This is a genomic window from Pseudomonas sp. AC463, from assembly GCF_979253585.1.
Genome location: NZ_CEEDDZ010000014.1, coordinates 105199 through 121477, shown reverse-complemented (window position 1 = coordinate 121477; position 16279 = coordinate 105199). Strand labels below are relative to the sequence as shown.

At 62.6% G+C, this 16279-nt stretch carries 19 protein-coding genes; 6 read left to right on the top strand and 13 right to left on the bottom strand.

The window, feature by feature from the left end:
- Nucleotides 1-20: 20 nt before the first annotated feature.
- From metW to AC0IYH_RS18705, 5 genes are all read right to left on the bottom strand, one after another.
- Nucleotides 21-641 (bottom strand): methionine biosynthesis protein MetW, encoded by a 621-nt coding sequence (gene metW, locus AC0IYH_RS18725; RefSeq protein WP_105521094.1) that lies wholly within the window; start codon nt 639-641, stop codon nt 21-23.
- Nucleotides 642-648: 7 nt separating this feature from the next.
- Nucleotides 649-1788 carry a homoserine O-succinyltransferase MetX gene (gene metX / locus AC0IYH_RS18720; protein WP_116626831.1) on the bottom strand — a complete coding sequence of 380 codons (1140 nt, stop codon included), beginning with the start codon at nt 1786-1788 and terminating at the stop codon, nt 649-651.
- A gap of 192 nt (nt 1789-1980) precedes the next feature.
- Nucleotides 1981-2568 carry a YggT family protein gene (locus AC0IYH_RS18715; protein WP_116626830.1) on the bottom strand — a complete coding sequence of 196 codons (588 nt, stop codon included), beginning with the start codon at nt 2566-2568 and terminating at the stop codon, nt 1981-1983.
- A gap of 24 nt (nt 2569-2592) precedes the next feature.
- Nucleotides 2593-3411, bottom strand: coding sequence for a pyrroline-5-carboxylate reductase (gene proC, locus AC0IYH_RS18710; RefSeq protein ID WP_471835658.1), 819 nt, complete (start codon nt 3409-3411; stop codon nt 2593-2595).
- Between the two features lie 33 nt (nt 3412-3444).
- On the bottom strand, nt 3445-4131 hold the full coding sequence (locus AC0IYH_RS18705; protein WP_116626828.1) for a YggS family pyridoxal phosphate-dependent enzyme: 687 nt from the start codon (nt 4129-4131) through the stop codon (nt 3445-3447).
- A 57-nt stretch (nt 4132-4188) separates the two neighbouring features.
- Here AC0IYH_RS18705 and AC0IYH_RS18700 point away from each other — a divergent pair, with 57 nt between their 5' ends.
- Nucleotides 4189-5223 carry a type IV pilus twitching motility protein PilT gene (locus AC0IYH_RS18700; protein ID WP_471835657.1) on the top strand — a complete coding sequence of 345 codons (1035 nt, stop codon included), beginning with the start codon at nt 4189-4191 and terminating at the stop codon, nt 5221-5223.
- Between the two features lie 127 nt (nt 5224-5350).
- On the opposite strand, the gene AC0IYH_RS18695 is transcribed toward AC0IYH_RS18700, so the two are convergent.
- Nucleotides 5351-5980, bottom strand: a complete 630-nt coding sequence (locus AC0IYH_RS18695) for a C40 family peptidase (RefSeq protein ID WP_471835656.1) — start codon at nt 5978-5980, stop codon at nt 5351-5353.
- 250 nt (nt 5981-6230) lie between these two features.
- Between AC0IYH_RS18695 and AC0IYH_RS18690 the strand changes: the two genes are divergently transcribed.
- Entirely contained in the window at nt 6231-6659 is a 429-nt protein-coding gene (locus AC0IYH_RS18690; RefSeq protein WP_116626825.1) for a TM2 domain-containing protein, read from the top strand.
- A gap of 73 nt (nt 6660-6732) precedes the next feature.
- On the opposite strand, the gene AC0IYH_RS18685 is transcribed toward AC0IYH_RS18690, so the two are convergent.
- The 7 genes from AC0IYH_RS18685 to gshB form a co-directional block, all read right to left on the bottom strand.
- On the bottom strand, nt 6733-8004 hold the full coding sequence (locus tag AC0IYH_RS18685) for a dihydroorotase (RefSeq protein WP_471835654.1): 1272 nt from the start codon (nt 8002-8004) through the stop codon (nt 6733-6735).
- Nucleotides 8001-9005, bottom strand: coding sequence for an aspartate carbamoyltransferase catalytic subunit (locus tag AC0IYH_RS18680; RefSeq protein ID WP_116626823.1), 1005 nt, complete (start codon nt 9003-9005; stop codon nt 8001-8003). The genes AC0IYH_RS18685 and AC0IYH_RS18680 overlap by 4 nt, the downstream gene beginning before the upstream one ends.
- A gap of 24 nt (nt 9006-9029) precedes the next feature.
- Nucleotides 9030-9536 carry a bifunctional pyr operon transcriptional regulator/uracil phosphoribosyltransferase PyrR gene (gene pyrR, locus AC0IYH_RS18675; RefSeq protein ID WP_122774610.1) on the bottom strand — a complete coding sequence of 169 codons (507 nt, stop codon included), beginning with the start codon at nt 9534-9536 and terminating at the stop codon, nt 9030-9032.
- Between the two features lie 72 nt (nt 9537-9608).
- Nucleotides 9609-10046 (bottom strand): Holliday junction resolvase RuvX, encoded by a 438-nt coding sequence (gene ruvX, locus AC0IYH_RS18670; protein WP_003176676.1) that lies wholly within the window; start codon nt 10044-10046, stop codon nt 9609-9611.
- Nucleotides 10046-10615 carry a YqgE/AlgH family protein gene (locus AC0IYH_RS18665; RefSeq protein ID WP_101273405.1) on the bottom strand — a complete coding sequence of 190 codons (570 nt, stop codon included), beginning with the start codon at nt 10613-10615 and terminating at the stop codon, nt 10046-10048. The genes ruvX and AC0IYH_RS18665 overlap by 1 nt, the downstream gene beginning before the upstream one ends.
- A gap of 67 nt (nt 10616-10682) precedes the next feature.
- Nucleotides 10683-11588 carry an energy transducer TonB gene (locus AC0IYH_RS18660; RefSeq protein WP_471835651.1) on the bottom strand — a complete coding sequence of 302 codons (906 nt, stop codon included), beginning with the start codon at nt 11586-11588 and terminating at the stop codon, nt 10683-10685.
- Nucleotides 11589-11665: 77 nt separating this feature from the next.
- Nucleotides 11666-12619 (bottom strand): glutathione synthase, encoded by a 954-nt coding sequence (gene gshB, locus AC0IYH_RS18655; protein WP_116626821.1) that lies wholly within the window; start codon nt 12617-12619, stop codon nt 11666-11668.
- A 239-nt stretch (nt 12620-12858) separates the two neighbouring features.
- Between gshB and pilG the strand changes: the two genes are divergently transcribed.
- Genes pilG through AC0IYH_RS18635 form a run of 4 tightly spaced genes read left to right on the top strand, consistent with a single transcriptional unit; the run spans nt 12859 to nt 16263 of the window.
- Nucleotides 12859-13266, top strand: coding sequence for a twitching motility response regulator PilG (gene pilG, locus AC0IYH_RS18650; RefSeq protein ID WP_016972942.1), 408 nt, complete (start codon nt 12859-12861; stop codon nt 13264-13266).
- Between the two features lie 46 nt (nt 13267-13312).
- Nucleotides 13313-13678 carry a twitching motility response regulator PilH gene (gene pilH / locus AC0IYH_RS18645; RefSeq protein ID WP_003234583.1) on the top strand — a complete coding sequence of 122 codons (366 nt, stop codon included), beginning with the start codon at nt 13313-13315 and terminating at the stop codon, nt 13676-13678.
- Nucleotides 13679-13690: 12 nt separating this feature from the next.
- On the top strand, nt 13691-14215 hold the full coding sequence (locus tag AC0IYH_RS18640; protein WP_471835648.1) for a chemotaxis protein CheW: 525 nt from the start codon (nt 13691-13693) through the stop codon (nt 14213-14215).
- The gene (locus AC0IYH_RS18635) at nt 14212-16263 is read left to right on the top strand and encodes a methyl-accepting chemotaxis protein (protein WP_122774613.1); all 2052 of its coding nucleotides are present in this window, start codon (nt 14212-14214) and stop codon (nt 16261-16263) included. The genes AC0IYH_RS18640 and AC0IYH_RS18635 overlap by 4 nt, the downstream gene beginning before the upstream one ends.
- Nucleotides 16264-16279 lie beyond the last annotated feature (16 nt).

The window sequence follows — 16279 nt, the reverse complement described above, 5'->3', positions numbered from 1 at the left end:
AGCGTCCCTCTTGAAAATGATTAGACGGCAATTTTGTGGTCGGTCAGGCCAGGGCTGCTGACCCGGTAAATACCGATTTCGCCCAACAGGTTGGGCCATAGTTTACTCGCCCAGCCGTGGCGGTGCTGTTGATCGACGGCAAGGCGGTTGATCACCTTGGCTTCACGCTCGCCACACAGCGCTTCGAAGTCTTCGAAGGTGCAGAAGTGGATGTTCGGCGTGTTGTACCAGGTGTAGGGCAGGAAGTCCGAGACCGGCATGCGGCCCTTGGTGGCCAGGTACCAGCGGCAGCGCCAGTGCCCGAAGTTGGGGAAGGTGATGATGCACTGGCGACCGACGCGCAGCATTTCGTCGAGGATCCGGTCCGGGTAGTGCACGGCTTGCAGGGCCTGGGTCATCACTACGATATCGAAGCTGTTGCTGGCAAAGTTGCCCAGGCCCTTGTCCAGGTCCTGCTCGATCACGTTGATGCCCTTGGCCACGCACTGGGCGATGTTGTCCGGGTCGTTTTCCAGGCCGTAGCCGGTGACTTGCTTGTTGTCGCGCAGCCAGCTCAGCAGTTCGCCATCGCCGCAGCCCAGGTCGAGCACGCGGCTGCCGGCGGGGATCCATTCTTGGATGATGTCCAGGTCGGCTCTCATGGCGTTCTCACAGAGTTATGCGGTTCATGTAATTGCTGAAAGCCTGCAGGTAGCGCGGGATCGGGATCAGGAAGGCGTCGTGGCCTTGCGGTGCATCGATCTCCAGGTAGCAGACGTCTTTGCGCGCGGCCATCAGGGCGTCCACCAGCTCACGGGAGCGGGCCGGCGAGAAGCGCCAGTCGGTGGTGAACGACATCACGCAGAACTTGGCGGTGGCGTGTTCGAAGGTTTTCGCCAGGTCGTCGTCGTGGTTGGCGGCCGGGTCGAAGTAGTCCAGGGCCTTGGTCATCAGCAGGTAGGTGTTGGCGTCGAAACGCCCGGAGAACTCCTCGCCCTGATAACGCAGGTAGCTTTCCACCTGGAACTCGACGCTGTGGAAATCGTAGTTGAGCTTTTCGCTCTTGAGCCCGCGGCCGAATTTCTCGCCCATGGAGTCATCGGACAGGTAGGTGATATGCCCGACCATTCGCGCCAGCATCAGGCCGCGCTTGGGGATCACGCCGGCTTCCTGGAACGAACCGCCGTGGAACTCGGGGTCGGTGAGGATGGCCTGGCGCGCCACTTCGTTGAAGGCGATGTTCTGCGCCGACAGTTTGGGTGCCGAAGCGATAGCCAGGCAATGGCGCACGCGGTCCGGGTAGGTGATGGTCCATTGCAGCGCTTGCATGCCGCCCAGGCTGCCGCCGATCACGGCTGCCCATTGCTGGATGCCCAACAGGTCGGCGAGGTGGGCCTGGCTGTGCACCCAGTCTTCCACGGTGAGTACCGGGAAGTCGGCGCCGAACGGCTTGCCGGTTTCCGGGTTGAGGCTGCTGGGGCCGGTGGAACCGTTGCAGCCGCCGAGGTTATTGAGGCTCACCACAAAGAACTTGTTGGTATCGATGGGTTTGCCGGGGCCGATGCAGCTGTCCCACCAGCCGGGCTTGCGCTCGTCGGCCGAGTGGAAACCGGCGGCATGGTGATGGCCGGAGAGGGCGTGGCAGATCAGCACGGCGTTGCTCGCCGTGGCGTTCAGTTGGCCGTAGGTTTCGTAGATCAGGTCATAGGCCGGCAGCGAACGGCCGCAGGCCAGGGCCAGGGGTTCGCTGAAGTGCGCCACTTGGGGCACGACCAGTCCAACAGAATCGGGGGGGAAGGCAGCTGGCATCGACCCTGCTCTCGTTTAAATGAGGCGTAAGTCTAAAGAGCGGGGGACCCAGCGGCAAGCAAAGGCCTGCACCAGTGCACAGATACAAATGTGGGAGGGGGCTTGCTCCCGATTGCGGTGGGTCAGTCAGCATGTATTTGACTGATGCATCGCAATCGGGAGCAAGCCCCTCCCACATTTTTTACCGCATTGTCAGATCAGACCGAACAGCTCTTTTGGCATGAACGCATAAAACGCCAAACGCGGAATCACCCAGCTTTGCAGCAGCTGGATTGCGATAAACGCGAAGATCGGCGAGATATCCAGGCCGCCCAGGTTGGGGATCAGGCGGCGGAACGGCGCCAGCACCGGCTCGGTGATCTGGGACACCAGCTCGGCGCCCGGGCTGCGGCTGCCGGGGGCGACCCACGAGAGAATCACGCTGATGATCATCGACCAGAAAATGATCTTCAAAAACAGCGAGAAAATCCCGATCAGCGCCCACGGCAACAGCAGCACGGTGAAGGCCTGGTAGCCATTGAGCATCAGGATCACCGCAAACAGCAGGATCTGCAGCAGCAGCGCCAGCACCAGCGACGACATGTCCAGGCCGAACAGGCTCGGGATCACCCGGCGCAGCGGCTTGAGCAGCGGCTGGGTGGCCTTGACCACGAATTGGCAGAGCGGGTTGTAGAAGTTCGCCCGCACCAGTTGCAGGATAAAACGCATCAGCACGATCAGCAGGTACAGGCTGCCCAGGGTCTGGATGATGAAGACGGCAGCGTCATTGATTCCGAGCATTATTGATTCCTTCGTAAGGTAGGACTACTTGCCCAGCTGCTCGGCCATTTCGGCCGAACGATGTGCCGCGGCACCCAAGGCTTTTTCTACCAGGGCTTCAAAGCCCCCGGCCTGGAACGTATCGATGGCCGCCTGCGTGGTGCCGCCCGGGGAGGTCACGCGACGGCGCAATTCAGCGGCGTCCACGTCGCTGGCGACGGCCATTCTCGCGGCGCCGAGGGCGGTCTGTTCAGCCAGTTGCTCGGCGATTTCGTGGGACAGGCCCAGTTTCACGCCCGCGGCGGTCATGGCCTCGATCAACAGGAAGAAGTACGCCGGGCCGCTGCCGGACACAGCGGTGACCGCGTCCAGTTGCTGCTCTTGTTCCAGCCACAGGGCAATGCCCACGGCGGACAACAGCTCCTGGGCCTGCTCGCGCTGGGCGGCGCTGACTTCGGCGGTGGCGTACAAGCCACTGACGCCCTGGCGCAGCAGCGACGGCGTGTTGGGCATGCAGCGCACGATCGGCTGCGCGCCAAGCCAGGCGTTCATGCTGGCGCAAGTGATGCCGGCGGCGATGGACACCACCAGTTGCTGCGGCTGCAGGCTCGGGCGCAGGCTTTCGCACACGGCCTTCATGGCTTGCGGCTTGACCGCCAGCACGATCACGTCGACGCCCTGGATGGCCTCGGCGTTGTCGGCAAAGGTTTCAATGCCGTGTTCGGCGCTGACGCGGGCGCGGGTCTCGGCGCCCGGGTCGCTGGCGCGGATCTGCGCGGCGTCGAGGCCCTTGGCCCGCAGGCCGCCGATCAGGCTGGCCGCCATGTTACCGGCGCCGATAAAGGCAATACGCGTGTTGCTCATGACAGGTCCTTACTCAGATGGATGTCAGCCATTTCATGGCTGGCCGTAGTCGCGGGCGCCAAACAGCGCGGTACCGATCCGCACCCAGGTGGCGCCTTGGGCGATGGCCGACTCAAGGTCGTGGCTCATGCCCATGGAAAGTGTGTCCAGCGGCAGATTCAAACGGGCTTGCAGGTCGCGAACGCTGGCGAACGCTGCGTCTTGCTGGGCGCGATCTTCTGTCGGCTCAGGGATCGCCATCAGGCCGCGCAGCTTCAGGCGCGGCAGTGCGCTGATCGCATTGGCCAGGGCCGGCAGGTCGGCGGGCGTACAGCCGGACTTGCTGGCTTCGCCACTGACATTGACCTGGATGCAGATGTTCAGCGCCGGCAGGTCGGCCGGGCGTTGTTCGGACAGGCGTTGTGCAATTTTGAGGCGGTCCACGGAATGCACCCAAGCGAAGTTCTCGGCGATAGCGCGCGTCTTGTTCGATTGAATGGGGCCGATGAAGTGCCAACTCAAGGGCAGGTCGGTTAATTCGGTCTGTTTGCCCAAGGCTTCCTGCAGATAGTTTTCGCCAAACTCCAACTGCCCGGCGGCATAGGCTTCGCGTACGGCTTGCGCGGGTTTGGTCTTGCTCACGGCCAGCAGGTGGATGCTGCTTGGGTCACGTTGCACGGCGTCGGCTGCGGCGCGGATGCGCTGGCTAACCTGGCCGATGTTGTCTGCTATCGTCGACATTCAAGATGCGCCCGTGGATATGGAGTCCGCGGCATTCTACTGGAAATGGAAAGCCCTATGGATATCACTGAATTGCTGGTGGCCGGCGTGCGCCGTGGCGCCTCCGACCTACACCTGTCGGCCGGGCTGGCGCCGATGCTGAGGATCGATGGCGAGGTTTGGCCGCTGGATTGGCCGGTGCTTTCACCCCCGCAAGTGGCGGACTTATTGAGCCCGCTGCTCAACCAGCACCAGCAAAAGGATTTCGAAACATCTCTTGAAACGGATTTTGCCTTCGAGCTGCCTGGGGTCGCGCGGTTCCGGGCCAATGTCTTTCAGCAGGACCGCGGCATGGGGGCGGTATTTCGCACCATCCCCTCGAGGGTCCAGAGCCTGGAGAGCCTTGGCCTGGGGGAGGTGTTCCAGCGTATCGCCCAGTTGCCGCGTGGCCTGGTGCTGGTGACCGGGCCCACCGGCTGCGGCAAGTCCACCACCCTGGCGGCGATGATCGATTTTCTCAATCAGCATCGGCGCCAGCACATCCTCACCCTCGAAGACCCCATCGAATTTATCCACACGCCAAAAACCGCGCTGATCAACCAGCGCCAGGTGCACCGCGACACCCATAGCTTTTCCACCGCCCTGCGTTCGGCATTGCGCGAAGACCCGGACGTGATCCTGGTGGGCGAGTTGCGCGACCTCGAAACCATCCGCCTCGCGCTGACGGCGGCAGAGACCGGCCACCTGGTATTCGGCACCTTGCACACCACGTCGGCGGCAAAGACCGTGGACCGGCTGGTGGACGTGTTCCCGGCGGGGGAAAAGGCCATGGTGCGCACGATGCTGTCGGAATCGTTGCAGGCGGTGGTGTCTCAGGTACTGGTCAAGCAAGTCGGCGGTGGGCGGGTGGCGGCGCATGAAATCCTGCTGGGCACGCCGGCCGTTCGCAATCTGATCCGCGAAGACAAGGCGGCGCAGCTGGTCTCGGCGATTCAGACGGGTGGGGCGTTGGGGATGAAGACGCTGGATATGAGTTTGAAGGCGTTGGTGGGGCAGGGGCTGGTCAGCCAGGCGCAGGCGCGGGGGCAGGCGAGGGTGCCTGCTGATATCTAAAGGACGCAGATATCAATGTGGGAGGGGGCTTGCCCCCGATTGCAATGGGTCAGCTACAGATGAGCTGACTGATCCACCGCTATCGGGGGCAAGCCCCCTCCCACATTTACTGCATTCCAGCTTTAGGTCAGCGTTGAACCACGCGCAAGGTGTTCTGCTCTTTCGGCAAAACCCGCTTGGCAATCACGTAGTTCTTATCCCAGAACGGCTTCTTCAGCGTATCAATGCTCACCGACTTCCCGCGACGCGGCGCGTGGATAAAGCGGTCATTGCCCAGGTAGATGGCAACGTGGTTAACCTGGCGGCTCTTGAGCTTGAAGAACAACAGGTCGCCCGGCTTCAAATCCTTGCGATCAACCTTCTGCCCGTGGCCGGCGGCCATGGCGTTGGAGGTGCGTGGCAAATCCACCGCAGCGACGTTGTTAAATGCATATTTCACCAAACCGCTGCAGTCGAACCCTTTACTTGGGCTGCTGCCGCCCCAACGATAAGGAGTACCGAGTACGTTCACGGCGCGGCTGAGGACGTTGCTGCTCTGCTTGGTGTTTACACCCACAAGCGCTGCGCTGCCGTGGGCCTTGCTCACTTGAGTCGGGCGGTTGACGGTCAGCTTTACCGATTTGGCGGTGCTTGGCGTGCTGTGGACTTTAGGGGTGAAACCGTTGACGTTAGGAAGACGTTGCTCACGATTGGTGGCGTGGGCGGCCAGTGGCATTAGTAGGCAGATGGTTAGCCATGTCTTGAAAAATGGTCGCATTAGGCGTGGCTCTTATGGGTTTGCGCGCAACTTTATAACAGCTTTTTGTGTCGTTCTCAGGCCGTTTGTCGACTGAACCTTGACGTCAAAATCAGGAAAAATGCGACAAATCGTCACAATTGTCCTACACAAGGCAGGTGGCATAAGGCTTTCAGGGCAGGGAAGATACCATTGACCGTACGTCGGGCGCCTGTAAAAAAGTCACAAAGAAAGTGAAAAAATTTATCTATCGAGGCAAAAGAGGTACGCGATGAACACCTATCAACAGATTGGCCAGCAGCAAGACACCCACAGCAAGGTGATCGGTTACCTGCTCTGGATTTTCGGTTTTACCGGCGCGCATCGCTTCTATTACGGCAAACCCGTGACCGGCACGATCTGGTTTTTCACCCTCGGCTTGCTGGGTATCGGCTGGCTGATCGACCTGTTCCTGATCCCGGCCATGGACCGTGAAGCCGACCTGCGTTTTACCGCCGGGCCTATCGAATACAACATCGCCTGGGTGCTGTTGGCGTTCCTGGGGGTATTCGGCGTGCACCGCATGTACCAGGGCAAATGGATCAGCGGCCTTATCTACCTGCTGACCGGTGGCTTGTTCCTGGTTGGGGTGCTGTATGACTTCTGGACGTTGAATACGCAGATTTCGATTCGTAATGCGCAGCGTAACGGCGGCCGCTGAGTCTCTCTAGCCACATAGAGATGCAAATGTGGGAGGGGGCTTGCCCCCTCCCACATTTTTTACTGTGCCCGCTTTAGGCCTGGTAGCTGATACGGCCGTCTACCAAGGTGTAACGCACCGTCGCCGGCAGGCTATGGCCGATGAACGGGCAGTTCTCACCCTTCGACAGCCAACGCTCCCCGGCAACCGTCGAACTGGCTGGGTCAAACAACACCAGGTCCGCCGCCGCACCCACCGCCAATTTGCCCGCCGGCAGGCGCAAGGCATCGGCCGGGCCGGCGCTGAGGCGCGCCAGCAAGGTCGGCAAGTCGAGCAAACCGTCTTCCACCAAGGTCATCGCCAATGGCAGCAACAGCTCCACGCTGCTGATGCCCGGCTCTGTCGCGCCAAACGGCGCCAGCTTGGCATCGCGCTCGTGGGGCTGGTGATGGCTGGAAATCGCCGACACCACTCCGGATTTGACTGCCGCGCGCAAACCCTCGCGGTCGGCCAGAGTACGCAGCGGCGGCTGCACGTGGTAGAGGCTGGAGAAGTCGATCAACGCCTCATCCGTCAGAATCAACTGATACAGCGCCACATCCGCCGTCACCGGCAAACCACGGGCCTGGGCCTGGGCGATCAGCGCCACACCGCGTGCGCTGGTGAGCTGGCTGAAGTGCGCGCGTACGCCGCTCTGCTCCACCAGCAACAGGTCGCGAGCCAGGGCCACGGTTTCGGCGGTTTCCGGGATGCCCGGCAGGCCGAGGAAGCTGGCCACGGCGCCTTCATGGGCCAGGCCGCCTTCGGCCAGGTCGCGGTCCTGGGAGTGGAAGATCACCGTCAAGTCGAAGGTGGCCGCGTATTCCAGGGCGCGGCACAGCGTGCGGGTGCTGCGGAAACTCTCCAGGCCGTTGCCGAAGGCCACGCAGCCGGCGTCGCGCAGGGCGATCAGCTCGGCGAGTTGTTCGCCTCCCAGGCCTTTGCTCAGGGCGCCGATGGGGAACACTTTGCAATTGCCGGCTTCACGGGCGCGGTCGAGGATCAGCTCGGTCACCGCGGAGGTGTCGAGAATCGGCTTGGTGTGCGGCGGGCAGCACAGGCTGGTTACGCCACCGGCGGCCGCGGCGCGGGTTTCGCTGGCGATGGTGCCTTTGCGGCTATAGCCCGGCTCGCGCAGGGCGACGTTCAGGTCGACCAGGCCAGGCGCGGCCACCAGGCCTTTGGCGTCGATGCTTTCAGTCGGGGTGAAACCTGCGGGTGCGGCGCCGATGGCAATGATCTTGCCGGCTTCCAGATGCAGATCGGTAACTTGATCCAGGCCGCTGGCCGGGTCGATAACGCGAGCGCCAAGAATGCTGAGCTTCACTGGGCGTTCTCCTGCTCGAATTGACGTTGCGCGGTTTGCCCGCTCATGGCCATGGACATCACCGCCATGCGTACGGCGATGCCGTAGGTCACCTGGTTGAGAATCACCGACTGGTTGCCGTCGGCCACCGCCGACTCAATCTCCACCCCGCGATTTATCGGGCCCGGGTGCATCACGATGGCGTCCGGCTTGGCGCCGGCCAGGCGCGCGGTGGTCAGGCCGAACAGACGGTAGAACTCACCTTCGCTCGGCAGCAGGCCACCGGCCATGCGCTCGCGTTGCAGGCGCAGCATGATCACCACGTCCACGTCCTTGAGGCCTGCGGCCATGTCGGTGTAGACCTTGACGCCATACTGCTCGATACCGATCGGCAGCAGGGTTTTTGGTGCGATCACGCGGATGTCCGGGCAACCGAGGGCCTTGAGGGCCAGCATGTTCGAGCGTGCTACCCGCGAGTGCAGGATGTCGCCGACGATGGCCACCGAGAGGTTTTCAAAGCTGCCCTTGTGCCGACGGATGGTAAGCATGTCGAGCATGCCCTGGGTCGGGTGGGCGTGGCGGCCGTCGCCGCCGTTGATGATCGCCACCTGCGGGCACACGTGCTCGGCGATGAAGTGCGCGGCGCCGGAGTCGCCGTGGCGTACCACGAACATGTCGGCGGCCATCGCTTCGAGGTTGCGCAGGGTGTCGAGCAGGGTCTCGCCCTTGCTTGCCGACGAGGTCGACACGTTCAGCGTGATCACGTCGGCCGACAGCCGCTGGGCCGCCAGTTCAAAGGTGGTGCGGGTGCGGGTGGAGTTCTCGAAGAACACGTTGCAGATGGTCTTGCCGCGCAGCAGCGGGACCTTTTTAACCGCGCGGCCACCGACTTCAAGAAACGAGTCGGCGGTGTCGAGGATTTCGGTGAGCAGTTCGCGGGGCAAACCGTCGAGGGACAAGAAGTGTTGCAACTGACCCTGAGCATTGAGCTGCAGCGGGCGCTTGGCATCTAGAGGCGTCATCGCGGGGACTCTTTACAAGGCGGTTTAAAGGGCAAGGTCTTGCAGTTCGAGTTCGAGCGGCGTGGGACCGGACAATTTTACCCGTTGCTGGGGTTGCAGCGACAGGGTGGCGCCGACCACATCCGGGCTGATCGGCAGTTCGCCGGCGTCCAGGTCCAGCAGGCAGACCAGCGTGATGCTGGCCGGGCGGCCGTAGTCGAACAGTTCATTCATGGCGGCGCGGATGGTGCGCCCGCTCATCAGCACGTCGTCGATCAGCACCAGGTGCTGGCCTTCGACTTCGAACGGCAGCGCCGAAGGCTGCACTTGCGGGTGCAGGCCGTTCTGGCTGAAGTCGTCGCGATAGAAGGACACGTCCAGGGTGCCCAGCGGCGACTCGCTGCCCAGCGCTTCCAGCAACGCCTGGGCCACCCACACGCCGCCGGTGCGAATGCCGATGAAACGTGGCTCGCTGATGGCGCGGTGTTGCAGGTGGGCCGTCAGGCTCGTCGCCATCTGGCTGATCAGTTCGGCGGGATTGGGCAGGCTCATGGGTGCTCCTTCTAGGTCTCGCGCAGGCAAGATCCGGGCTCAAACGTAAAAAGACGCGGCAAGCCGCGTCAGTCAGGATTCAAATAAAGCGGTGTTTTCATCCAGCCAACCCTGCAACAACAAGGCGGCGGCAATGGCGTCCACGGGGTTGTCGCGGTAACTGCCCTTCTGCCCGCCACGGTCGCGGCGCTCACCCTTGGCTTCAAAGGTGGTCAGGCGTTCGTCGTGGGTATAGAAGGGGATGTTGTAGCGGCCATTGAGGCGACGGGCGAATTTTTCGGCGCGCAGGCACATGTCGCTCGGGGTACCGTCCATGTTCAGCGGCAGGCCGACCACCACGGCGTCGGGCTTCCACTCCTTGATCAGGGCCTCGACCTGGTTCCAGTCCGGTATGCCGTTCTGGGCCTTGAGGGTGCACAGCTCGCGGGCCTGGCCGGTGATGACCTGGCCGACCGCAACGCCGATCTGTTTGGTGCCGTAATCAAACCCGAGGATCAGACGCAAAGCCATCAGGCGTGCCCCGCCTGGCTGGTCAGCAGGCTGAGGTTGACCCGCAGCTTGGCCGCCGCCGCTTCCAGGCGCAGCTCACTGGGGGTGTTGAACAGGATGTCGGCGTCGAACGGGCACGTCAGCCAGGCATTGCTGGCGAGTTCCGCCTCCAGCTGGCCCGCGTCCCAGCCGGCATAGCCGAGCGTGATCACGCTGTGCTCGGGGCCTACGCCGTCGGCGATGGCGAACAACACGTCCTGGGAGGTGGACAGTGACACGCCGTCCAGGTCGACCGTGGCCTGGAACTTCGGCCCGGTGGGGTGCAGCACAAAACCGCGATCGGTCTGCACCGGCCCGCCGATGTAGATCGGCACGTGCTGGCAGCGGGCCGGCGGGTCGATTTCGGGGCGCAACTGCTCAAGAATGTCCGCCAGGTTCAGCTCCTGCGGGCGGTTCACCACCAGCCCCATGGCACCATTGGCCGTGTGCTCGACTATATAGGTCAAGGTCTGCGCAAAGTTCGGGTCGGCCATGTGGGGCATGGCGATCAGGAATTGGTGCTTGAGGTAGGTCGGGCTGACATTTTTCATGTCCGCTAGTGTGGCGTTGGAGGGGCGAACTGACAAGCTGGGGATGTGTGGCAAGGGGTAATTGTCATCAATTGCTCGACAAGCGATCGCCCTTGGCGAACTTCCAGGTGCGGATGATTTCCAGGCGGTCGATGTCGTTCAGGTCGCCGGTAAACGGCGCGAAAGGCGCAGCCAGGCGCACGATGCGCTGGGCGGCCTGGTCCAGCAATGGCTGGCCGGAGGACTCCAGCACCTGCATCTCATAGAGCGAACCATCGCGGTTGATCGACACCAATAGACGCAAATTACCGTAGATCTGCTGGCGCCGGGCCTCGTCCGGGTAATTGAGGTTGCCGATGCGCTCGACCTTCTTGCGCCACTCGTCCTTATACCAGGCGCCTTTGTCGCGCATGGTCGAGGCTGCGTTCAGCCGGTAGATGCGCGGGCGCTTGGCGTACAGCTGCTGTTCGTTGGCCAGTTCGGCTTCCAGGCTGGAAATTTCGTCGGACAGCGTTGAGCTGTCGAACGTCGGCGCAGGTTTCACTGGTTCGGGCTGCGGCTCGGTCTTGGTCTTTTCGCGCTGGGTCGGGGCCTTTTGCGGCTTGGGCGCGACGGTGGTAACTGCGGCCTTGGGCGCTGGCTGCTTGACCTCGGGCTTGGGCGCCGGCGGCGGCGTGACTTTATTGATCTTGTTGTCCTGGAACGGCGCCACTTCGGTGGTCTTGGGCACCGCTTTCTTGTCGAGGGTGCCGCTGCCCTGCTGGTTGTCCTGGGCGAGAAAGTCGGCCTGCTCGGGCGCTTTTTCACTCTTGAACGTGGCGAGGGTGATTTCCAGGGTTTTGGTGATTTGCTTGGGCTCGACCATGGTGAAGCCCAGGCCGAGGATCAACGCGAGGTGCAGCAGTGCTGCCAGGAACAGGGTAAAACCGAGTCGATCAGCCGGGCGCACGCCGCTGTGGGAGAGTTCGGGGGGCAGATCGGACGGGAGTGTCATGACAAGAAAACCAACATCGCGCGTTTCACAGGTGGCGCATGATAACGCAATGTTGGTTTGTGTCCGGCTGTTCTATGTCACTTGGCTTGTAGCTTGCGCTCAATGGCGGCCATCAGCATTTCGCCGATGTTGGTGCCAAACGCGTTGTCGATCTCGCGGATACAGGTCGGGCTGGTGACGTTGATTTCGGTGAGGTTCTCACCAATTACGTCTAGTCCTACAAATAGCAGGCCTTTTTCCCGCAGGGTCGGGCCGACCTGAGCTGCGATCCAGCGATCCTTGTCGGTCAGCGGGCGTGCTTCACCACGACCACCGGCCGCGAGGTTGCCACGGGTTTCGCCGGCTGCCGGGATGCGCGCCAGGCAGTAATCCACCGGCTCGCCGTCGATCATCAGGATGCGCTTGTCGCCGTCCTTGATCGCCGGAATGTACGCCTGGCCCATGATCTGCTGGGTGCCCAGCACGGTCAGGGTTTCGAGGATCACCGACAGGTTCGGGTCGCCGGCGCGATGACGGAAAATCGAGGTGCCGCCCATGCCGTCCAGCGGCTTGAGGATCACATCGCCGTGCTTGGCGGCAAATTCACGCAACACATCGGCGCGCCGGCTGACCACGGTTGGCGGCGTGCACTGTGGGAACAGGGTGGCGAACAGCTTTTCGTTGCAGTCGCGCAGGCTCTGCGGCTTGTTGACGATCAGCACGCCGGCGCGCTCGGCCTGCTCCAGCAGGTAGGTGGAGTAGACGAATTCCATGTCGAACGGCGGGTCCTTGCGCATCAGGATCACGTCCAGATCGCTCAGCGGGCTGTCGATCTCGTCTGAAAGCTCGAACCACTTCTCAGGGTTGGCAAACACCTGCAGCGGGCGCATGCGTGCGCGGGCCTCGCCGTCGCCCTGGTAAAGATCCGGCTGCTCCATATAGAACAACGTCCAGCCGCGGGCCTGGGCGGCCAGGAGCATGGCCAGCGAGCTGTCCTTTTTATAGGAAATGCTGGCGATAGGGTCCATGACAATGCCGACGCGAACGCTCATGGGGGATTTCCTCTAGCAAATTAGGGCGCATAAAAGTGGCGTCAGAGTGGCGCTGTGGCTGTTGTGGGTCAAGGAAAAACCACCTGGCGGGTGCCTCGATAGATTGCACCCCAAGACTGTGCTAAAAAGACTGCCACGGCGCAGCAGCCCTTGAATTCCAAGGCTTCTAGCGCTCATCCTGTGCAACATCAGGCAGTACACACCGAAAACCGATTCGCTGTGGCGATGGTAGAGCAGATATGGAACAGCATTCCAACGCCTTGAGAGTGATGGTGATCGACGATTCGAAGACGATCCGCCGCACCGCCGAGACGCTGTTGAAGAACGCGGGGTGCGATGTCATCACGGCCATCGACGGTTTCGATGCCCTGGCCCGGATTGTTGATCATCACCCGCACATTATTTTTGTCGACATCATGATGCCGCGCCTGGATGGCTATCAGACCTGCGCCCTGGTGAAGAACAACCCGGCGTTCAAGTCGATCCCGGTGATCATGCTGTCCTCCAAGGACGGCCTGTTCGACAAGGCCAAGGGGCGCATCGTGGGCGTCGATCAGTTTTTGACCAAGCCTTTCAGCAAGGAAGAACTGCTGGGTGCGATCAAGGCCTACGTGCCTGCCTTCGCCGCAGTAGAACAAGCACACTGACGCCGCCTCACAAGGGCCGGCGCCGACCAATGTAGTGGGGAAAACCATGGCACGCGTTCTGATCGTCGACGATTCGCCGACTGAAATGTACAAACTGACCGGCATGCTCGAAAAGCACGGCCACCAGGTCCTTAAAGCCGAAAACGGCGCGGACGGCGTGGCCCTGGCCCGCCAGGAAAAACCCGACGCCGTGCTGATGGACATCGTGATGCCGGGCCTCAATGGCTTCCAGGCCACGCGCCAGCTGTCCAAGGAGCCGGAAACCAACGGCATCCCGATCATCATCATCACCACCAAAGACCAGGAAACCGACAAGATCTGGGGCGCGCGCCAGGGCGCCAAGGATTACCTGACCAAGCCGGTGGATGAAGACACCCTGATCGCCACCTTGAACAAGGTGCTGGCCGGCTGACGGCACGCGATCATGACCGAGTCGCACACCGCCTTCGAGCTGCTGCTGGACATCGACCGCCGCTGCCGCCTGCTGGCCGCCGACCTGCCGTCCCAGGAAACCCGCCAGCAGCGCTGGAGCGGGATCGGCTTTCGCCTGGGGCAGCATTGGTACGTAGCGCCCATGGGCGAAGTCGCCGAAGTCCTGCATGAGCCGCGCTGCACCTTGATGCCCGGGGTCAAACCCTGGATCAAGGGCGTGGCCAACCTGCGCGGGCGCTTGCTGCCGGTGATGGACCTGGGCGGGTTCCTCGGCATGCCATTGTCCAAGCCGCGCAAGCAGCGGCGGGTGCTGGTGGTGGAATATAACGACCTGTTTGTCGGGCTGCTGGTGGACGAGGTGGTGGGGATGCAACATTTTGCACAAGACGCACTGCTGGCCAGCGCCAACCCCGGCGCGGCGTTTATCCAGGGCCAGTTCGACGGCGACCCGCTGTGGCAGGTCTTCAGCCCCTTCGCCCTGGCCCAGGCCCCAGGCTTCATGGATGTTGCCGCATGAGCACCGCCCCCACGCCCAAACCCCAGGCCGGCTCGCGCAGCCGCTCGCAGATCATCGTGCTGTTTATTGCGCTGATCGTGTTCATCATGCTGTTGTTCGCCAACTTCGCGTACCTCAACACCCAGTCCACCTACGACAAACAGTACATCGGCCACGCCGGTGAGCTGCGCGTGCTGTCCCAGCGCATTGCCAAGAACGCCACCGAAGCCGCCGCCGGCAAGGCCGCCGCGTTCAAACTGCTGGGCGATGCGCGCAACGACTTTGCCCAGCGCTGGGGCTACCTGAAAAAAGGCGACCAGGAAACCGGCCTGCCCGCCGCGCCCAACGCGGTACGCGCCGAAATGCGCGCGGTGCAGACCGACTGGGAAGCGTTGCTGAAAAACACCGACGCGATTCTCGCCAGCGAGCAGACCGTGCTGTCCCTGCACCAAGTGGCCGCAACCCTGGCCGAAACCGTGCCGCAGTTGCAGATGGAGTCGGAAAAGGTCGTCGACATCCTGCTGCAACGCGGCGCCCCGGCCAGCCAGGTGGCCCTGGCCCAACGCCAGTCGTTGCTCGCCGAACGTATTTTGGGCGCGGTGAACACCGTGCTGGCCGGCGACGAAACCGCCGTGCAGGCCGCCGACGCCTTTGGCCGCGATGCCAACCGCTTCGGCGTGGTGCTCAACGGCATGCTCAACGGCAACCCGGGCCTGCGCATCACCCAGGTCGAAGACCGCGACGCCCGCGCGCGGCTGGCGGAAATCGCCGAGCTGTTCGAGTTTGTGTCCGGCTCGGTGGATGAAATTCTCGAAACCTCGCCGCAGCTGTTCCAGGTACGCGCCTCGGCGAGCAATATTTTCAACCTGTCGCAAACCCTGCTCGATGAAGCCTCGCACCTGGCCACCGGCTTTGAAAACCTCGCCAGCGGGCGCAGCTTCGACACCATCGGCGGCTACGTGCTGGGCTTGCTGGCGCTGACCTCGATCATCCTGATTGGCCTGGTGATGGTGCGCGAAACCAATCGCCAGCTGCATGAGACCGCCGAGAAGAACGAGCGCAACCAGAACGCGATCATGCGCCTGCTGGATGAAATCGAAGACCTGGCCGACGGCGACCTCACCGTGACCGCCTCGGTTACCGAAGACTTCACCGGCACCATCGCCGACTCCATCAACTATTCCGTCGACCAACTGCGCGACCTGGTGGCCACCATCAACCTCACCGCCGGGCAAGTCGCCGGCGCGGTGCAGGACACCCAGGCCACCGCCATGCACCTGGCCCAGGCCTCGGAGCACCAGGCCCAGCAGATCGCCGAAGCCTCCACGGCGATCAACCAGATGGCCCAGTCCATCGACCAGGTGTCGGCCAACGCCGCCGAGTCCTCGGCCGTGGCCGAGCGCTCGGTGGAAATCGCCAACAAGGGCAACGAGGTGGTGCACAACACCATCCATGGCATGGACAACATCCGCGAACAGATCCAGGACACCGCCAAGCGCATCAAGCGCCTGGGCGAGTCGTCCCAGGAGATTGGCGACATCGTCAGCCTGATCGACGACATTGCCGACCAGACCAACATCCTCGCCCTCAACGCCGCGATCCAGGCGAGCATGGCCGGGGATGCCGGGCGCGGTTTTGCGGTGGTGGCCGATGAAGTGCAGCGGCTGGCCGAGCGCTCGTCGGCAGCCACGCGGCAGATCGAAACCCTGGTGCGCGCGATCCAGGCCGACACCAACGAAGCCGTTATTTCCATGGAGCAGACCACCACCGAAGTGGTGCGCGGTGCGCGGCTGGCCCAGGACGCCGGGGTGGCGCTGGAAGAGATCGAAGGCGTATCGAAAACCTTGGCGGCGCTGATCCAGAGCATCTCCAATGCGGCGCAGCAGCAGACGTCGTCGGCGGGGCAGATTTCGTTGACCATGAACGTGATTCAGCAGATCACCACGCAGACGTCGTCTGGCTCCACCGCCACGGCGGAGAGCATCGGCAATCTGGCGAAAATGGCCAGCCAGTTGCGCAGGTCGGTGTCGGGCTTCACCCTCCCGCCACCCAAACAGGCAGATGATTGAAATGCATTCCAAATGT